The 16,852-nt window shown below is 59.1% G+C and carries 17 protein-coding genes; 11 read left to right on the top strand and 6 right to left on the bottom strand.

Translation table 11 applies throughout. The features are described 5' to 3' along the window. Position 1: 1 nt before the first annotated feature. Entirely contained in the window at positions 2–2,164 is a 2,163-nt protein-coding gene (locus tag FGA82_RS18635; RefSeq protein WP_141128191.1) for a xanthine dehydrogenase family protein molybdopterin-binding subunit, read from the bottom strand. Positions 2,165–2,186: 22 nt separating this feature from the next. Beyond that, positions 2,187–2,642 (bottom strand): (2Fe-2S)-binding protein, encoded by a 456-nt coding sequence (locus FGA82_RS18630; protein WP_003224136.1) that lies wholly within the window; start codon positions 2,640–2,642, stop codon positions 2,187–2,189. 266 nt (positions 2,643–2,908) lie between these two features. Between FGA82_RS18630 and FGA82_RS18625 the strand changes: the two genes are divergently transcribed. Further along, positions 2,909–3,739: an alpha/beta fold hydrolase gene (locus FGA82_RS18625; RefSeq protein ID WP_095118413.1), complete on the top strand. Its 831-nt coding sequence runs from the start codon at positions 2,909–2,911 to the stop codon at positions 3,737–3,739. Positions 3,740–3,850: 111 nt separating this feature from the next. Here FGA82_RS18625 and FGA82_RS18620 read toward each other — a convergent pair whose 3' ends face one another. From FGA82_RS18620 to FGA82_RS18610, 3 genes are all read right to left on the bottom strand, one after another. After that, entirely contained in the window at positions 3,851–4,243 is a 393-nt protein-coding gene (locus FGA82_RS18620; protein WP_141128190.1) for a GFA family protein, read from the bottom strand. Between the two features lie 173 nt (positions 4,244–4,416). Further along, on the bottom strand, positions 4,417–4,926 hold the full coding sequence (locus FGA82_RS18615) for a hypothetical protein (RefSeq protein ID WP_141128189.1): 510 nt from the start codon (positions 4,924–4,926) through the stop codon (positions 4,417–4,419). After that, positions 4,923–6,206: an AAA family ATPase gene (locus tag FGA82_RS18610; protein WP_141128188.1), complete on the bottom strand. Its 1,284-nt coding sequence runs from the start codon at positions 6,204–6,206 to the stop codon at positions 4,923–4,925. Before FGA82_RS18610 ends, FGA82_RS18615 begins: the two co-directional genes overlap by 4 nt. A 530-nt stretch (positions 6,207–6,736) precedes the next feature. Here FGA82_RS18610 and FGA82_RS18605 point away from each other — a divergent pair. The 6 genes from FGA82_RS18605 (at position 6,737) to FGA82_RS18580 (ending at position 11,465) form a co-directional block, all read left to right on the top strand. After that, the gene (locus FGA82_RS18605; RefSeq protein ID WP_141128187.1) at positions 6,737–7,102 is read left to right on the top strand and encodes a DUF6124 family protein; all 366 of its coding nucleotides are present in this window, start codon (positions 6,737–6,739) and stop codon (positions 7,100–7,102) included. A gap of 144 nt (positions 7,103–7,246) precedes the next feature. After that, positions 7,247–8,236: an aldo/keto reductase gene (locus tag FGA82_RS18600; protein WP_141128186.1), complete on the top strand. Its 990-nt coding sequence runs from the start codon at positions 7,247–7,249 to the stop codon at positions 8,234–8,236. Beyond that, positions 8,233–8,823 carry a flavodoxin gene (locus FGA82_RS18595; RefSeq protein ID WP_141128185.1) on the top strand — a complete coding sequence of 197 codons (591 nt, stop codon included), beginning with the start codon at positions 8,233–8,235 and terminating at the stop codon, positions 8,821–8,823. The genes FGA82_RS18600 and FGA82_RS18595 overlap by 4 nt, the downstream gene beginning before the upstream one ends. Before the next feature lie 113 nt (positions 8,824–8,936). Then, positions 8,937–9,710, top strand: coding sequence for a carboxymuconolactone decarboxylase family protein (locus FGA82_RS18590; protein ID WP_141128371.1), 774 nt, complete (start codon positions 8,937–8,939; stop codon positions 9,708–9,710). Positions 9,711–9,844: 134 nt separating this feature from the next. Continuing rightward, positions 9,845–10,738, top strand: a complete 894-nt coding sequence (locus FGA82_RS18585) for a LysR family transcriptional regulator (protein ID WP_141128184.1) — start codon at positions 9,845–9,847, stop codon at positions 10,736–10,738. Positions 10,739–10,796: 58 nt separating this feature from the next. Next, positions 10,797–11,465 (top strand): class I SAM-dependent methyltransferase, encoded by a 669-nt coding sequence (locus FGA82_RS18580; protein ID WP_141128183.1) that lies wholly within the window; start codon positions 10,797–10,799, stop codon positions 11,463–11,465. 213 nt (positions 11,466–11,678) lie between these two features. Here FGA82_RS18580 and FGA82_RS18570 read toward each other — a convergent pair whose 3' ends face one another. Further along, positions 11,679–11,948, bottom strand: a complete 270-nt coding sequence (locus tag FGA82_RS18570) for a transmembrane sensor/regulator PpyR (RefSeq protein WP_141128182.1) — start codon at positions 11,946–11,948, stop codon at positions 11,679–11,681. A gap of 288 nt (positions 11,949–12,236) precedes the next feature. Between FGA82_RS18570 and FGA82_RS18565 the strand changes: the two genes are divergently transcribed. From FGA82_RS18565 to FGA82_RS18550, 4 genes are all read left to right on the top strand, one after another. Beyond that, the gene (locus FGA82_RS18565) at positions 12,237–12,761 is read left to right on the top strand and encodes a sigma-70 family RNA polymerase sigma factor (protein ID WP_141128181.1); all 525 of its coding nucleotides are present in this window, start codon (positions 12,237–12,239) and stop codon (positions 12,759–12,761) included. Next, entirely contained in the window at positions 12,754–13,731 is a 978-nt protein-coding gene (locus FGA82_RS18560; RefSeq protein ID WP_141128180.1) for a FecR domain-containing protein, read from the top strand. The genes FGA82_RS18565 and FGA82_RS18560 overlap by 8 nt, the downstream gene beginning before the upstream one ends. 89 nt (positions 13,732–13,820) lie before the next feature. Next, complete coding sequence (locus tag FGA82_RS18555) at positions 13,821–16,241, top strand: TonB-dependent siderophore receptor (RefSeq protein ID WP_141128179.1); 2,421 nt, start codon at positions 13,821–13,823, stop codon at positions 16,239–16,241. A 94-nt stretch (positions 16,242–16,335) separates the two neighbouring features. Continuing rightward, positions 16,336–16,839 carry a VOC family protein gene (locus tag FGA82_RS18550; protein ID WP_141128178.1) on the top strand — a complete coding sequence of 168 codons (504 nt, stop codon included), beginning with the start codon at positions 16,336–16,338 and terminating at the stop codon, positions 16,837–16,839. Positions 16,840–16,852 lie beyond the last annotated feature (13 nt).

Genomic DNA, 16,852 nt, shown 5'->3' with positions numbered 1-16,852 from the left:
CTCACACCCCCGACAGTTGCAGCGGCAACTCGCGCAAGCGCTGCCCGGTCAGGGCAAACACCGCGTTGGCCACGGCTGGCGCGGTCGGCGGCACACCGGCCTCGCCGATGCCGCCGGGTTTGTCGCTGCTCGGCACGATGTGCACTTCCACCACCGGCATCTCGTTGAGCCGCAGCACCTGATAATCGTGATAGTTGGACTGCAACACCGCGCCGTCCTTGAGCGTCAGCTTGCTGTGTAGCGCCATGCCCAGACCGAAAGTGATGCACGACTCCATTTGCGCCGCGATGCTCTGCGGATTCACGGCGATGCCGCAGTCCACCGCACAAACCACGCGGTGCACGCGAATCTTCAGATTGTCCTGTGACACCTCGGCGACCTGCGCCACGTAACTGCCGAACGACTCGTGCACCGCCACCCCCAGCGCATGGCCATCCGGCAACGGGGCTTTCCAGTTAGCTTTTTCCACCGCCAGATTGAGCACACCTAAATGCCGAGGATGATCCTTGAGCAAGGTTCGTCGGTACTCCACCGGATCTTTGCCCGCCGCTGTGGCCATTTCATCGATCAGCGATTCCATCACGAACCCGGTGTGGCTATGGCCCACCGAACGCAGCCACAGCACATTGATGCCGGTCTGCGGCGAATGCAGATCGACTTGATGATTGGCCAGGCCTTTGACGTAAGGACTGTCGGAAACGCCTTCGACCGAGGTCGGATCGATGCCGTTCTTGACCATCGTCGCCTCCATCAGCGTGCCGGTCATGATCGACTGCCCGACCAGCACGTGCTGCCAACTCGACGGCAAACCATCAGCGCCCAGACCGATCTTGGCTTGATGCAGGAACATCGAACGGTAATAACCGCCACGAATGTCATCTTCGCGCGACCACACGGTTTTCACCGGCATGGCGGCGGCTTTCGCCACTTGCACCGCTTCGGCGACGAAGTCTGATGTCGGATTGGCGCGGCGCCCGAAACCACCGCCCAGGAATTCGGTGTGGATTTCGACCTGTTCCGGCTTCAGCCCGGTGATCTTGCCGGCGACCATTTGATCGAGCGTCTGAAACTGCGTACCGGTCCAGATCTCGCATTTCTCGGCGCTGATTTTCACCGTGCAATTGAGCGGTTCCATCGGCGCGTGGGCCAGATACGGCACGCTGTATTCGACATCGATCTTCTTCGCCGCTTTGCCAAAACTGCCCTTGGCATCCCCGGCCTGACTGGCTGAAGTGCCTTGTGTCGTGGCCAGCTTGCGGAAACTCGCCAGCAGTTTTTCGCTACTCAGGTCCGCATTCGGCCCCAGGTCCCAATCGATCTTCAGCGCATCGCGACCCAGTTTCGCCGCCCAGTAATGATCAGCGATCACCGCAACGCCCGTCGGCACTTGCAGCACTTTGTGCACGCCCGGCACCGCCAGCGCTTCAGCCCCTTCGAAGGATTTAACGCTGGCGCCGAATACTGGTGGGCGCGCGACCATCGCGGTCATCAGGCCTTCAAACTGCACATCCATGCCGAACTTCGCGCGGCCGGTGATTTTCTCCGGCGTGTCGAGGCGTTTGGTCGGTTTGCCAATGACTTTCCAGTCCTTGGCTTCCTTGAAAGTGATCGACTTCGGATCCGGCACCGGCAGTTGCCCGGCGGCGTCCGCCAGCTCGCCGTACGTCGCACGTTTATCGCCTGCGATGACCACGCCCGATTCGGTGCGAATCGCTGACGGCGCCACTTCAAAACGTTTCGCCGCCGCCTCCACCAGCATTTGCCGAGCGGTCGCGCCTGCCAGTCGATAGCGGTCAAACTCCATCCACGTCGACGTCGAGCCGCCGGTAATCTGCATGCCGCCAAACCCCGGCATGCCGTAATCCGCCGCTGACGCCGGCGAGTGTTCGACGCGGATCTTCGACCAGTCAGCGTCCAGCTCCTCGGCGATCAACATGGTCAGGCCGGTCCAGATGCCCTGGCCCATTTCCGAATGCCCGAGCAGCACAGTGACGCTGTTGTCCGCCGCTATTCGCAAAAATGCGTTCGGCGCAAACACCTTGCCTTCATTCTCTGCTGCATAGGCAAACTTGTGGCCGCCAGGGACGACAAACGCCACCACTAACCCGCCGCCCAACACGGCGCTGCCTTTGAGAAAACCCCGACGCGATACAGGACTGTTCATCACCCATCTCCCACAGATTGAATCAGCCGATTTCCGACGCACGCTTCACAGCTGCGCGGATCCTGGGATAGGTGCCGCAACGGCAGATGTTGCCGGAGAGCGCCTGATCGATATCGCTGTCGGTGGGCTTGGGGATTTTCGCCAGCAGTGCCGCCGCAGACATGATCTGCCCCGACTGGCAGTAACCGCACTGCACCACATCGAGCTCGGCCCAGGCTTGCTGCACCGGGTGCGAACCGTCGGTGGACAGGCCTTCGATGGTGAGGATTTTCTGGCCGTGGGCCACGGCGGTTGCGGGGGTAATGCAGGCACGCAAAGGCGCGCCGTCAACGTGCACGGTGCAGGCCCCGCACTGGGCCATGCCACAGCCAAATTTGGTGCCAGTCAGGTGCGCGACATCGCGCAGGACCCAGAGCAACGGCATGTCCGCGGGGACATCGAGCTCCTGATCCTTGCCATTGATATTCAAGGTCAGCATCGGGGAAATTCCTCAGACTCACGGTGTTCTGAAGGGGCGTCGCTGTGGCCATCGATGCCTACGCGCGCCTCGGCTTATCCCTTTCAGCAAAGCCTAATTTGCGCACGAAGCCAGACGTTGCGACCACCGGTCATGCAGATGTCGACTTTAATCCTACAGTTGATAACGGCTCTCACCGAGCCTGCACAGTAGAAAACTCGTCATGAGCGAAACCGGTCCGCGATTACCGCGCGGGTTATCCATCAGATTGGTCTGGAGTTGCGAACATGGGATTTGTCACCAGCAAAGACGGCGTCGAGATTTTCTACAAGGACTGGGGCCCGAAAGACGCGCCAGTGATCCACTTCCACCACGGCTGGCCGCTCAGTTCCGACGATTGGGATGCGCAGATGCTGTTTTTTCTCGGCAAAGGCTTCCGGGTGGTTGCCCATGATCGCCGTGGGCATGGGCGTTCGAGCCAGGTCTGGGACGGGCACGATATGGATCATTACGCCGACGATACGCTGGCCGTGGTTAATCATCTGGGGCTGAAGAACGTGGTGCATGTCGGTCACTCGACCGGTGGCGGTGAGGTGATTCATTACATCGCCCGGCATGGTCAGGACAACGTCGCCAAAGGTGTGTTGATCAGCGCGGTGCCACCGTTGATGGTGCAGACCGAGAGCAATCCGGGTGGGCTACCGAAATCGGTGTTCGATGACTTTCAGGCGCAACTGGCGGCGAATCGCGCGCAGTTTTATCGGGATATTCCGACCGGTCCGTTTTATGGCTACAACCGACCGGGCGCCACGCCATCGGAAGGGATTATTGCCAACTGGTGGCGTCAGGGCATGATCGGTGGGGCGAAGGCGCATTACGACGGGATCGTGGCGTTTTCGCAGACGGATTTCACCGAGGACTTGAAGAAGGTCACGGTGCCGGTGCTGGTGATGCATGGCGAGGATGATCAGATTGTGCCGTATGCGGATTCGGGGCCGTTGTCGGCCAAGTTGCTGCCGAACGGCACGTTGAAATCGTATCCGGGGTTCCCGCACGGGATGCCGACGACGGAGGCCGAAACGATCAACGCGGATCTGTTGGCCTTTATTCGCGGTTGAACAATGTAGGAGCTGCGGAACGCTGCGATCTTTTGATTTTGCGCCTTGAAAATCAACGTCAAAAGATCGCAGCGTTCCGCAGCTCCTACACAGGCAGATTGTGGGCTGCAATTAATCTTCGGTTCGGCCAGTGTTTTCGCGATCACGCTCGTAGTGGTGAGCCAGTGGAAGCGCCGGCAGCCACGCCTCGCGGCGAATGGTCCAGAGTTCGTAGGTGGGTTTGAACTGATTAGGCTCATCGAGCGATCCGACGTTGACCTCTACTTCATCTTCGGAACGCGCGAACACCGGAGAGCCGCAGCGCGGGCAGAAAAAGCGCCCGTTATAGTCGCGGGTTTCGCCGGTGACCTTCAACGCATTCTCGGGGAATATGGCCGAGGTACCGAACAGCGCGCCGTGGCGTTTGCGGCAGTCGAGGCAGTGGCAGATGCCGATTCGGTAAGGCTGACCTGCCACTTCAAAACGGACATCGCCGCATAGGCATCCGCCGGTAACTCGGTTCATAGTCCCGGTCCTCTGTTTACCTGTTTCACCGTTGAAACATAGCAGTTGTGCAAACCTCGGCAGCTATCCTTGAAGTACTAAAAAGGCCGCTTTTAAAAAACGGCCTTTTCTCAATCACGTCAGCATCAAGGCAGTCTTGTTTTTTCAGCTAGACCAGCCACTTGCATTGACATTCAGCGACGGCGCCGAGGAACATTTACAGGCTGTGCTGGTTCATGCGCTTTTAAGCCAGCATCCCCGGTCAGAATTTCAACTGAGTACCCGGCCTTGGCATAGTACTCCGCCACGTCCTTGATGGTGGTGTCACCGATGGTCAGTTTCTCGGCAGCAAGCTTTGGCCATGCATCAGCGAGGGCGTGAAGGTTCTCCGATTGCCACAAGACTGTTTGCTCTGTGAATGCCACCCAAGGCGATGTAGCACTTGCGGCTTCGCGAAGATAACCCGCCAAGGCTGTGGCGCACTCGAACCGCTCAGCAGGGGCTTGGGCTATATGGTTACCCGTCTCGATCAGAGTCGCTAAAGGCAGAACCAACGTGCTCTTTGACTCAAGTTCCAAAGCGATCAACTTACTGATTCGCTCATGGTCCCAGCGATCCGCTGCCGGACCTGCTTCTGCTTTCCCCGGAACTTGTAGCCAGCAACACAGTACTGAGGTGTCCATGATCAAAATGCGCTTACTCATTCGGCAACTCCTTCTGCCAATGCGGTTTGCGCGTTGGAAATACTCTCCTCAATCAGTCCTTGGCTAGAAAGGCGCCCTATAGGCCCCTGAGCTAATAGTTTCGGCAACTGCTCAAGGCTTTCCAACAAGGTGAGTACACTATGACCTGTAGACGGATCTCGATTGGCTACAGTAATAAAAGGCACCATCTCGTTGCCCATGGCGTCCAGGAGCGCCGGATTGTGAGTAGTCACCAAAACATCTACGCCGCGCTGAGTGCCTACACTTTTAAGCATGTCCAGGAGTAAGCGCGCCCTCGATGGATGTAGGCCGTTATCCACCTCCTCAATGACCAGCAAACTTGAGGGTGGGCGAGTGAGCAAAGCAGTCAGGATCGCAAGAAACCGCAGTGTGCCATCTGACATACCACGAGCATCAACAGTCGGGGTTTCGCCTTGGTCTCGCCAAAACTCTTCACAATAAAGCATTGCATCAGAGTTAAATTTCCCTACCGTTTCTGCGTATACCCTTCGAATGTCTCGCTCGGGTAGTTTGCTTGCGTATCGGGTCAGTACTGCTTCAATTTCTTCTTTCTTTTCTTCAGGTAATGCCGCCAGCACACCAGCGATATTGCGCGCATCTGACTCCAGTCGCTCCGAAAGAGAGGAATAACCCCGCATGTGCGAGGGGATGGGGTCGAGAATAAAAATATCTCTGAGCGAAGAAATGACCAGGTTGACGCCATCCTGGATTTCCTGCCTCAACTTCTGCCCAACCAACTGAAAAAGGACTGAGTTGGTCCGACTCAACTGGCGTGGAGAGCCCTTTCTTTCATTGTAAAGACGCGCGACGATTGTCGGCGAGTCCTCTGCACCAGCATCCGTGCGGAACAACTTGATGTTGCCAGCTGGCGATTTTCGAATACCGTCCTTGCCCAGTCGATACTTCACTCGAACGAGCTGTTCTGCCTGCAACTCGCAACGATTCTCTCGAATGCTGCATTCGAGACGGTATTCGTAATCCGTCAGGTCGTCGGCACGACAGGTGACCGCCAAAGCGAAAATAGAACCCGGCCGCCTAGCCGCCCATTCGATGCCGCCTCGCAGTGGGATCTGGACGCCATCACCCTGCAAGGCTGAAGTCAGCATAATCCCGGACGCGGAGCGATTGAGCAGCAGGAGCGCGTCCAAGGCGTTCGACTTACCACTGGCATTGGTGCCCACAAGCACTGACAGTGGATCGATATAAAGGGTGGCTTTCTCGTAGCTCTTCCAATTTTCGAGCGACAGCTCAGTGATCATGGGTGCTCCTTGCTAAGGCCCTTGAATAAAGTGCGCCATCATACAGTTACTCGGCGCTCATAGCGTTTGACGTGGTGCTAATAGATACAAAATTGCTCAACCTACACGCCCCTCGGTGTCGCAGTCCAAATACCCGGCAGTTCACCTCGTCTGGCGTACATAAACACGATTAAGCGGATACGTTTAAATAACACAACCCGTTACGCCCTCCTCCCTACAACACCTTGCGTCGTTACCTACGCGTACGCCAGAATCCGCCGGCTTACACGGCTATGGGCCGGGCTATATCGTTTGCCTGTCACTGCAAAACAGTGATCGGGTTTGGTAGCCCGCTTTAAATTGTCGTTGTTGCGACACCGTCGATGCTGTCTCCTTTTTTGAGGTATGGCTTTGTATGGTGGGCATGCGTGGGGCTCATCCGTGAGCGCCGGGTTACCCAATTTGACCGGTCTACCAACCCGCGCATGGCCGCCACCCGCCGTTTGGTAGCGAGGGTGATGGCTCCCATTTTTCAAATTGGAGCTTTATCTATGTTCAAAATCACGCCAAATCCACCGCCCACCGATCCAATCCCTCACGACCCCGCGCCCAACCCGCAAAAGGTCAAAGAGGCAACCGACCGCGCCCTCGACTACTACCTGCGACCCGAAGCACTGGGCGCTCCACCAAGCTCGCCCCCGTTTCGCCCCGTCTACCTTGTCGACCCCACGCTGGATGAAGAAACCCTGTTGGTCGAAGCCTGTGAGTCGCTTTCCTACGCCCACTCCATGGCCGGTAACATCGCCAACTCAATAGGCGGCCCGGAGCGCAAACCGCTGCTGGCGCTGCAACAGGTGATCATGCTGAACGAGCTGTTGGTCAATCGACTGCTGGACAAGCTGCGCGTACCGCAATAATCACCAGACCGAATGAGTGAGAGGTTACCCCTCACTCATTCCGTCGATTAATGAACAGAACTCATCAAGCCATCCCGATTTACCTATCTAGTCCTCACCAGTCACCTCGCTTACTGTTCTCCCCACGCCCAACGGGAGATCGACATGCACAAGCGCACACTCGGCAACAGTTCACTCGAAGTATCCGCCCTCGGCTTTGGCTGCATGGGCCTGAGCCACGGCTACGGTCCGGCCACGGATACCCAACAAGCCATCGCACTGATCCGTTCAGCCGTTGACCGAGGCGTGACGTTCTTCGACACCGCCGAGGTCTACGGCCCTTACCTGAACGAGCACGTGGTCGGCGAAGCACTGGCGCCGGTGCGCGATCAAGTGGTCATCGCCACCAAGTTCGGCTTCACCTTCGGCGACGACAATAAGCAGCAGATTCTCAACAGCCGCCCCGAGCACATTCGGATGGCCGTCGAGGGTTCGTTGCGCCGACTGAAAACCGATTACATCGACTTGCTCTACCAACACCGCGTCGATCCGGACGTGCCGATCGAGGACGTCGCCGGTGCCGTGAAAGATCTGATTGGCGAAGGCAAGGTCAAGCACTTCGGCCTGTCGGAAGCGGGTGCGCAAACCATTCGCCGCGCCCATGCAGTGCAACCAGTCACGGCGCTGCAAAGCGAATACTCGCTGTGGTGGCGCGAGCCCGAGCAGGAAATCCTGCCGACGCTTTGGGAACTGGGCATCGGCTTCGTGCCGTTCAGCCCACTAGGTAAAGGTTTTCTCACCGGCACGGTGTCGGCCGAGGCCACTTACGGCAGCGATGACTTCCGCAGCATCGTCCCGCGTTTCAGCCAGTCGGCGCTGCAAGCCAATCAGGGCCTCGTCATGTTGATCCGTCAGATCGCCGCGCAGAAACAAGCCACCCCGGCGCAGATCGCTTTGGCCTGGCTGCTCGCACAGGCACCGTGGATTGTGCCGATTCCGGGGACGACCAAACTGCATCGCCTGGAAGAAAACCTCGGCGGCGCGGACATCACCCTCGACGCTGCTGAACTCAAGGCAATTGACACCGCGTTGGCGCAAATCCGCATCGAAGGCGAGCGTTATCCCGAAGCCCTCAAGGCGCGCGTCGGCCGATGAGCCACGATCACGATCCGCTGCGGCGCACGGTAATCGCCGCACTGGCCAGCGCCCCACTGCTGTCGCTCGCCGACACGCAGAGTGCCAGTGAAACACCGCGCTCAGGCTCGCGGATTCTGGTCGCGTACTTCTCGCGCTCGGGCAATACCCGCGTGGTTGCAGGGCTGATTCAACGTGGACTGGGTGCCGATCTGTTCGAGATTCGCCCGGCCCACGCCTACCCCGAGGACTATCTGCAAACCGTGGAGCAGGCACGTCAGGAGCGAGACAGCGGCTTCGAACCCGAGCTGCAAAACACGGTTCATGCCCTCAGCGACTACGACACGATTTATCTCGGTTTTCCGATCTGGGGCGAAACCGCCCCGCCGATCGTGCGTGCCTTTCTCAGCACCCACGACCTGACCGGCAAGACCCTCATCCCCTTCAACACCCATGGCGGTTATGGCTTGGGCAACAGCCGCAGAGTTCTCGAAAAGCACGCGCCCAATGCCAGGCTGATCGAAGGTTTTGTAATGGAGGGCGAGCAGGAGCGCAGAACCATGGAACGCGTGAACGGCTGGCTACCGGATAACCCTCTCAAGGGCTAGGCGATCACTTGCCCTGCCACGGCGGTTCCCTGCACGGATCACTTCACTGTCTGACCGGAGTTCATCCAATGAATCGATTGATTGCGCCATTTGTTGCCTTGTCGCGCATCACGATGACCACTGACCGACGCAACAGCACTGCCCTCCCCGCACTCATGGCGCTCTGCCTGAGCGTAGGGGCGATGTTCAGCGTTATCAATCAAGCAGCCGAGGCATCGCAAACCATGACCAGCACACCAACCAGTACAGCAACCCTGTCGAGCAAACAACAAACCATTCCACTGATCGCCGCATTCATGGCGACCAGCGACATGCCCAACCTCAACGCAGCCCTCAATCAAGGTCTTGATGCTGGCCTGAGCATCAGCGAAACCCGGGAAATTCTCGTGCAGCTTTACGCCTACGTCGGTTTCCCGCGCAGCCTAAACGCCTTGAACGAGCTGATGACCGTGGTGCAGGCGCGCAAACAACGCGGCATCGAAGATGCGCCGGGGCGTGAGCCGAGCCGGGCGATCCCAGTCGGTGATGAGCTGCTGGCCGCCGGCACCGCGAATCAAACGAAAATCTCCGGCGCGCCAGTCAAAGGCCCGGTGTTCGAGTTCGCCCCGGTGGCCAACCAGTTTCTGCAAACCCACCTGTTCGGCGACATCTTCGAGCGCGACAACCTCGACTGGCAAAGCCGCGAACTGGCCACCGTCGGGGCGCTGGCAGCGACGCCGGGGGTGGAATCGCAATTGCGCTCGCACATGGCCGCAAGCCTGCGCGTCGGACTCAGCGCGGGGCAGTTAAGCCAAGTTACCGAGCTGCTGAAAAAACATGGCGATGCACAGACTGCCGAACGGGCCAACGCAACGCTGAATGAAGTGTTGGCGGCTGCAAAAAAATGACTGTGCAGTTGACCTGACGCGGCCATTGCTCAAAAAAAAACCGCCCCCGCTGATGAGCGCTTTGAGGGTCGCGCATCCGTGCGCGACCTGCTTACATGGAATAATCACGCGCTCCTCATGAGAGGCTCTCATCAATGCCCCGCCCCAATCTCAATGACCTGCAAGCCTTTGTGGTCATCACTCGCGAAGGCAGTTTTACCCGCGCTGCCGCACAGTTGGGCGTCTCGCAGTCGGCGCTGAGCCACACCCTGCGTGCACTGGAAACCCGGCTGGGCGTGCGCTTGCTGACGCGGACCACGCGCAGTGTTTCCCCGACCGAGGCTGGTCAACGCTTGTATCAATCGATGGCGCCACGCTTCGACGAGATCGAACTGGAACTGGCCGCGGTCAGCGAGTTTCGCGACACCCCGGCCGGCAATGTGCGTATCCAGGCGTCGGAGCATGCGGCGAACAATATTCTCTGGCCGAAGCTGCTGAAGGTGTTGCCCGACTACCCGGACATCAAGGTCGAAATCACCGTCGATTACGCGCTCGCCGACATCGTCGCGCAGCGCTATGACGCGGGGGTTCGCTTGGGCGATCAGGTGGCCAAGGACATGATCGCCGTGCCCATCGGCCCGTCGTTGCGCATCGCAGTTGTGGGATCACCTGAGTACTTCAAGGGTCGATCGATTCCCAAGGTGCCGGGCGATCTGGCTACGCACAACTGCATCAATCTGCGCCTGCCGACGCACGGCAGCCTGATGCAATGGGATTTCGAAAAGGACGGTCACGAACTCAAAGCCCGGGTTGAAGGGCAATGGACGTTCAACAGCAGTGTGCCGATCCTGCGCGCGGCGGTGGCGGGATGCGGTTTGGGCTTTCTGCCCGAAGACATGGTCGCCGGGAATTTGGCCGACGGCAGTCTGGTGCGGGTGCTGGAGGATTGGTGCCAGCCCTTCGCCGGCTATCATCTCTATTACCCGAATCGTCGTGAGCATTCGTCGGCGTTCGGGGTTGTGGTGGATGCGCTGATCTATAAGCCCTAGTTCGGCTCTTCTGCGATCAGCGTCCATACTGTGGCTTTTCAATAATTGGGACACCGCCATGCCCTCCCCCGAATCCAGCCTTTTGCAGAGCTGGCACGACAACGCTGATGCTTGGATCGAGGTGATCCGCAGCGGTGCCATCGAAAGCCGTCAGCAGGTTACCGATCAAGCGATTGTGCTGGCGATCATGGGCCGGCAGCCGCAGCGTGTGCTTGATCTGGGGTGTGGCGAAGGCTGGTTGTTGCGAACGCTGACGGATCGCGGGATTGATGCCGTCGGTGTGGATGGCGATGCGCGGCTGGTTGAAGCGGCGCGTTTGGCGGGGGCGGCGCAGGTGCATGTCGCCAGTTATGACGCGTTGGTCGAAGCGAAGGTCAACGTGGGGCGTGATTACGATTTGATCTGTGCCAACTTCTCACTGCTGCATCAAGACATCATCCCGTTGCTTTACGCGATGAATGCGCTGCTTGTCCCCGGTGGGATTTTGGTCATCCAGACGTTGCATCCATGGGCCGTCGCGGCAGGCGATTATCAGGATGGCTGGCGCGAAGAAACCTTTGCCGGATTCAAAGGCCAGTGGCAGCCGATGCCGTGGTATTTCCGCACCTTGTCGAGCTGGTTGAATGCGCTGGATATGGCCGGGTTCCAACTGGTCAGCCTTCAAGAGCCACAACACCCGCAAAGTCCGCTGCCGCAGTCGTTGCTGATGGTTGCCGAGCGCCGTTGAGATTTCAGAAACACCACCAATCATTGTGGGAGCTGGCTTGCCAGCGATGGCGTCGGGTCAGTCAACATTGATGTTGAAGGTGCTGGCCTCATCGCTGGCAAGCCAGCTCCCACAGTGGTTTTGGGTGTGCCAGGAATTTGTGACCACCATACAAACCTGTGGGAGTGAGCCTGCTCGCGATGACGGTATTTCAGGCGACATCAATGTTGAATATCAGACCGCAATCGCTTGCAGGCAAGCTCCCACAGTGGTTTCGGGACCACGGATGCGGTACTGCGCCAGCAGGCGCATGACGTAGCCGATCTTGATCAGGGTCGGGCCGAGGATGGTCAGGGCGTGCATCGCCACCAGCAGCGCAATCGGCATTTGGCCGTTGTAGAGATACGCGCCGTAGATGCCGGCCAGCAGCATAAGCAGACCGGCGACGAGAACTTTGCTCGACAGGTGCAGAACGTTCAGCGGGCTTTCGAAGAAGGTGAACATGATGGCGTACTCCTGAGCGATTCAGTGTGTACGCTAGTTATTTCAATTCTCATGCCAGAATTTCCAGCCAGTAAAATCAGCAGGTTGCGACCTATCGAGTCAATTTGACACAAGCAAGAGCATGTCACTTTGACTCAACGCGATGTCATTAGGACTACAAAAAATCTTCCACAGGCGTACCGCCACCTAAAAGCAAACCAATATCATTTGCACACCCTCCTTCCATTTGCTTTAATCGCGACCCATTCCTATTTAGACCGGTAACGGTCGCCCTGGACGCTTGCGCTGATGACCGTCGCCGATGCTTCGCACGTGCAAAATCTCTACCTCAGCCACCATCGCTGGCTGCACGAGCTATTGCGTCGACGCCTGAGCAACGCGATGGATGCCGCCGACCTCGCCCACGACACCTTCATCCGTGTGCTCAAGCGCCCGCAATCGTTCAATGGCGAAGTTCACGAGCGCTCCTATCTGGCGACCATCGCGCGTGGTTTGTGCATCGATCACTGGCGCCGTCGGCAACTGGAACAGACCTGGCTGGAATCCCTCGCCAGCCGCCCACCTGCCTCGCAACCGTCGCTTGAGCAACAGGCAATCATTGTCGAAACCCTGCACGAAGTGGACGCCATGCTTCAGCGCCTGCCGCAACGGGTCAGCGAGGCGTTCATCCTCGCGCAACTCCACGGCATGCCGTACAAACTGATCGCTGAACAGATCGGCGTCAGCGAGCGGATGATCAAGAAATATCTGGCACAGGCGATGATGCATTGCGCGATCCTCGAAGCTGAACTCGACGGCTTGCTGATTGAATAGCCCCGAGAACAAGCTCAGCCATGCCAGCCTTGAACAGGCCGCCAACTGGTACGTGCAATTGCATGACGAGCAGGTCGCCGAGCCTGAGCGTCTGCGCTGGCAGGCGTGGCTGGCGCAAAGTCCCGAGCATCAGGCGGCGTGGCGCTACGTAGAACGCGTTGGGCAGCGTTTCGCGCCATTGCAGAACGAAAGCGAAGCCGTCAGCCACACCCTGCGCAACAACGCGCGCACTTTGATCAGCCGTCGTCAGTCGCTCAAAGGCTTGCTGATTCTCGCGGCCACCGGGCTGACAGGTTGGGCAGTCGGGCGTAACACGCCGCTGCTGGACTCGGTCGAACGCATGAGCGCCGATTTCTCCACCGGCACCGGGGAAACCCGCGAAGCCACACTAAGCGATGGCAGTCGCATCTGGCTCAACGCCTTGAGCGCGTTGAATGTGCGTTTTGATGCGCATCAGCGCTTGCTGCAATTACGTGCCGGTGAGGTGCTGATCGATACCGCGAAAGACCTCGGCCGAACCTTTTTGGTTGAGACCGAACAGGGCCGGATGCGTGCGCTGGGGACGCGTTTCAGCGTGCGCCAGACGGATCGCAACACCGTGCTCAATGTCTACGAAGGTGCCGTTGAGGCCAGCAATCGTCAGGGCGAAAGCCAAGTGGTTCAGGCTGGCCAGCAACTACTGTTCAGCGCCGGGCGGCTATCCACCGCATCCGCAGCGGATCCATCCCGCGAATCGTGGCGCCGGGGCTTGTTGCTGGCCGATAACCTGCCGCTCGGCGAGCTGATCGAAGAACTTAGCCAATATCGGCCGGGGCATCTGCATTGCGACCCGGCCGTGGCCGCGCTGCCGGTGATGGGTTCGTTCCCGCTCAAGGACACCGATCAAGCCTTGCGTCTGCTGGAAGCGGCGCTGCCGATCCGCATCAATAAAACCTTCAACTGGTGGGTCAGCGTCGGGCCGAAAGCCTGAGGATTTTTTCACACCCCGATTCCCTTTTTGCGGATTCATTCGGTTAACCCTCAGCAGCCCTCATTTCGTTGATCGCCTTCGGGAACTCCATGTTGCGCGCCACCCTCGCCCGCTATCGTTTTGCTCTGGCCATGGCATCCGCCGTGCCGGGGTTGTGCGTGTCGATGGCGCTGGCAGATGTGCAGAAGCAGCATTACGCAGTGGCTCCCGGCTCATTGGTCACAGTGCTCAACCACTTTGCCGAGCAGAGTGGCCTGTTCATCGCCGGGCACAATGATCTGGCGGCAGACAAACGCAGCCCCGGCCTGAGCGGTGATTACACCCCGCAACAGGCCCTGCAAATCCTCCTCAAGGGCAGCGGCCTGCAAGCGCAGCGCCTGAGCGGCGGCGGTTATGTCCTGCGAAACACAGCCAATGCAAACCCACTGCAACTGGACGCCACCACCATCAGCGGCAAAACCCTCGGCGCCATCACCGAGGACACCCACGCCTACACTACCGGCGTCAGCGCCTCCGCCACCGGCCTGCCGCTGTCCCTGCGCGAAACCCCGCAATCGGTCACGGTGATCACCCGCCAGCAACTCGACGACCAGAGCGCCAACGGCATCGCCGACGTCCTGCGCCGCGCACCGGGTATCAGCGTGCAGAACTACGACAGTGAACGCTGGGAATTTTCCAGCCGTGGCACGCCGATCACCAATTTCCAGTACGACGGAGTCAATACCGATTACGACGGTGTCTACGATTACGGCACCACCAGCACCGACATGGCGACGTTCGATCGTGTCGAAATCATCAAGGGCGCCACGGGATTGATGACCGGTTCAGGCGACCCCTCGGCCACGGTCAATCTGATCCGTAAACGTCCGACCTCCGCGTTCAAAGCCGCACTCAGCGGCAGCGTTGGTTCGTGGGACAACTACCGCAGCGAGTTCGATGTCTCCGGGCCGCTAAGCGACAACCTGCGCGCACGCTTCGTCGGCGTCCATCAGCAGCGCAGCGCTTACGCCGATCACTACCAGAACAGCAAGGACATCGCCTACGCCGTCGTCGAAGCCGACCTGACCCCGGACACCCTGCTGACCTTCGGTTTCGACCAACAGAACACTCGCTCACGCGGCGCCACCTGGACCGGTTTTCCGATGTTTTACAGCGACGGCTCGCGGACGAATTTCTCGCGCTCGTTCAACCCGGCAACCGACTGGAGCCGCCGCGATTTCATCAACCAGACGCTGTTCGCCTCCGTCATCCGGCAACTGCCAAACGACTGGATCTTGAAGCTCAGTTACGACCGCAAACACCGCGAGCACGACACCCTGCTTGGCTCCGCCAGCGGCGGCAATCCGGACCCGGCGACCGGAGATGGCATGTTCCTCTACATGGGCAAATTCAAGGGCGACGAGGTGCAGGACAACGTCGATATCAACCTTGGCGGGCCGTTCAGCCTGCTCGGCCGCGAGCATCAATTGCTCGTAGGTTTCATGGCGATGAACACGCGCCAGGACAACCCGGTCTACGGCTCGGTGTACCCGCCGCTGGACGCCAGCATTTTCGATTGGCACGGCGAATTCGCCAAACCGGATATCCCGCAGATCGGCACGGACGCCATCCGCCAGCGCCAGACCGGCGCGTACATCTCCACGCGCTTCAAGGCCAGCGACGATCTGGCGCTGATTCTCGGCGGCCGCGTCAGCGATTTCAGCGCCAGCGATCACCTCGACTACAGCGACCCGAACACCGCCAATGTCCGTGACGGCTATCGCCAGACCGGGGTGGTAACGCCGTATGCCGGTGCGGTCTATGACCTCGATGACACGTACTCGCTCTACACCAGCTACACGCGCATCTATCAACCGCAACTGAGCAAGGACGCCACGGGCCAGATACTCGACCCGGTGCAGGGCGATAGCTACGAAGCGGGGATAAAAGCCGAATACTTCGACGGCCGGCTCAACGCCAGTTTTGCCGTGTTCCGCATCGAGCAGGACAACGTCGCCGAACAGGTCAGCGGCTTCGACAATCAGGCGGTGTACCGCGCCGTGCAAGGTGCGACTACAAAGGGTTTCGAGTTCGAACTGGCCGGTGAAATCGCCGACGGCTGGAACCTCTCCGCCGGCTACGCCTACAACCACACCCGCGACGCCAAAGGGGACCCGGTTTACGCCTCGATTCTGCAAACCACCGCGCCCGAGCAATTGGTCCGAGTGTTTAGCAGCTATCGCCTGCCGGGTGTCTGGCAAAACCTGACCCTGGGCGGCGGCGTCAGTTGGCAGAGTGAATTCTTCGGCAACGTCTTTCAGCCAGCAGTGGGCCAGAACGTACGCATCACTCAGGACAGCTATTACCTGGTCGATGCGATGGCGCGCTATCGCTTCAACGAGCACCTGAGCACTTCGCTCAACATCAAGAACCTCTTCGACAAGAGCTACTACACGGGCCTTGGTAATTTCGGCACCGGTTTCTACGGCGAACCGCGCAACCTGCAACTGACGGCGCGCTGGGATTTCTGACGCGCCGCAACTTGTCGATCTACGGCACCGGCAATCGACCAAGGACTGACTACGCTGTAAATCCTGCGTGTCTAACCTGCCGAGGATGACTGCCATGCAACGCTTTCAGAAACTCACGCCCTGCCTGTGGTTCGACGATCAGGCTGAAGCCGCCGCGAAGTTTTACTGCTCGATCTTCGATCACTCGAAAATCACCGGCCTGACCCACTACAGCAAGGTCGGTCAGGAGTTTCACGGCAAGCCGGAAGGTGCGGTGATGACGGTCAGTTTCGAGCTCGATGGCCAGAGCTTCACCGGGCTCAACGGTGGGCCGATGTTCAAGTTCAGCGAGGCGATCTCGTTTCAGGTCAACTGCCAGAACCAGGAAGAAGTTGACCATTTCTGGGGCAACCTGTCCGAGGGTGGCCCCGTCGAAGCCCAGCAATGCGGCTGGCTCAAGGACAAGTTCGGCGTGTCGTGGCAGATCGTCCCGGTGGCGTTCATGCACATGATGCTCGATGCCGACACCAGCAAATCGCAGCGCGCCATGCAGGCTATGTTCAAAATGAAAAAGCTCGATATCGCCGAACTCGAGCGGGCCTTTGCCGGCCAGAGCTAATACACTGGCGCCC

It is taken from the genome of Pseudomonas fluorescens (assembly GCF_005938625.1).
Taxonomy (GTDB): domain Bacteria; phylum Pseudomonadota; class Gammaproteobacteria; order Pseudomonadales; family Pseudomonadaceae; genus Aquipseudomonas; species Aquipseudomonas fluorescens_BD.
This window is presented reverse-complemented; position numbering and strand designations above follow the sequence as displayed.

Excerpts from the sequence above, each read along its gene's own strand:
- FGA82_RS18590 (WP_141128371.1), top strand. The coding sequence starts at position 8,937 with ATGACCACTGACCGACGCAACAGCACTGCCCTCCCCGCACTCATGGCG.
- FGA82_RS18565 (WP_141128181.1), top strand. The coding sequence starts at position 12,237 with ATGACCGTCGCCGATGCTTCGCACGTGCAAAATCTCTACCTCAGCCAC.
- FGA82_RS18570 (WP_141128182.1), bottom strand. The coding sequence starts at position 11,948 with ATGTTCACCTTCTTCGAAAGCCCGCTGAACGTTCTGCACCTGTCGAGC.
- FGA82_RS18605 (WP_141128187.1), top strand. The coding sequence starts at position 6,737 with ATGTTCAAAATCACGCCAAATCCACCGCCCACCGATCCAATCCCTCAC.
- FGA82_RS18630 (WP_003224136.1), bottom strand. The coding sequence starts at position 2,642 with ATGCTGACCTTGAATATCAATGGCAAGGATCAGGAGCTCGATGTCCCC.
- FGA82_RS18555 (WP_141128179.1), top strand. The coding sequence starts at position 13,821 with ATGTTGCGCGCCACCCTCGCCCGCTATCGTTTTGCTCTGGCCATGGCA.
- FGA82_RS18635 (WP_141128191.1), bottom strand. The coding sequence starts at position 2,164 with ATGAACAGTCCTGTATCGCGTCGGGGTTTTCTCAAAGGCAGCGCCGTG.
- FGA82_RS18595 (WP_141128185.1), top strand. The coding sequence starts at position 8,233 with ATGAGCCACGATCACGATCCGCTGCGGCGCACGGTAATCGCCGCACTG.
- FGA82_RS18600 (WP_141128186.1), top strand. The coding sequence starts at position 7,247 with ATGCACAAGCGCACACTCGGCAACAGTTCACTCGAAGTATCCGCCCTC.
- FGA82_RS18550 (WP_141128178.1), top strand. The coding sequence starts at position 16,336 with ATGCAACGCTTTCAGAAACTCACGCCCTGCCTGTGGTTCGACGATCAG.
- FGA82_RS18620 (WP_141128190.1), bottom strand. The coding sequence starts at position 4,243 with ATGAACCGAGTTACCGGCGGATGCCTATGCGGCGATGTCCGTTTTGAA.
- FGA82_RS18585 (WP_141128184.1), top strand. The coding sequence starts at position 9,845 with ATGCCCCGCCCCAATCTCAATGACCTGCAAGCCTTTGTGGTCATCACT.
- FGA82_RS18625 (WP_095118413.1), top strand. The coding sequence starts at position 2,909 with ATGGGATTTGTCACCAGCAAAGACGGCGTCGAGATTTTCTACAAGGAC.
- FGA82_RS18615 (WP_141128189.1), bottom strand. The coding sequence starts at position 4,926 with ATGAGTAAGCGCATTTTGATCATGGACACCTCAGTACTGTGTTGCTGG.
- FGA82_RS18580 (WP_141128183.1), top strand. The coding sequence starts at position 10,797 with ATGCCCTCCCCCGAATCCAGCCTTTTGCAGAGCTGGCACGACAACGCT.
- FGA82_RS18610 (WP_141128188.1), bottom strand. The coding sequence starts at position 6,206 with ATGATCACTGAGCTGTCGCTCGAAAATTGGAAGAGCTACGAGAAAGCC.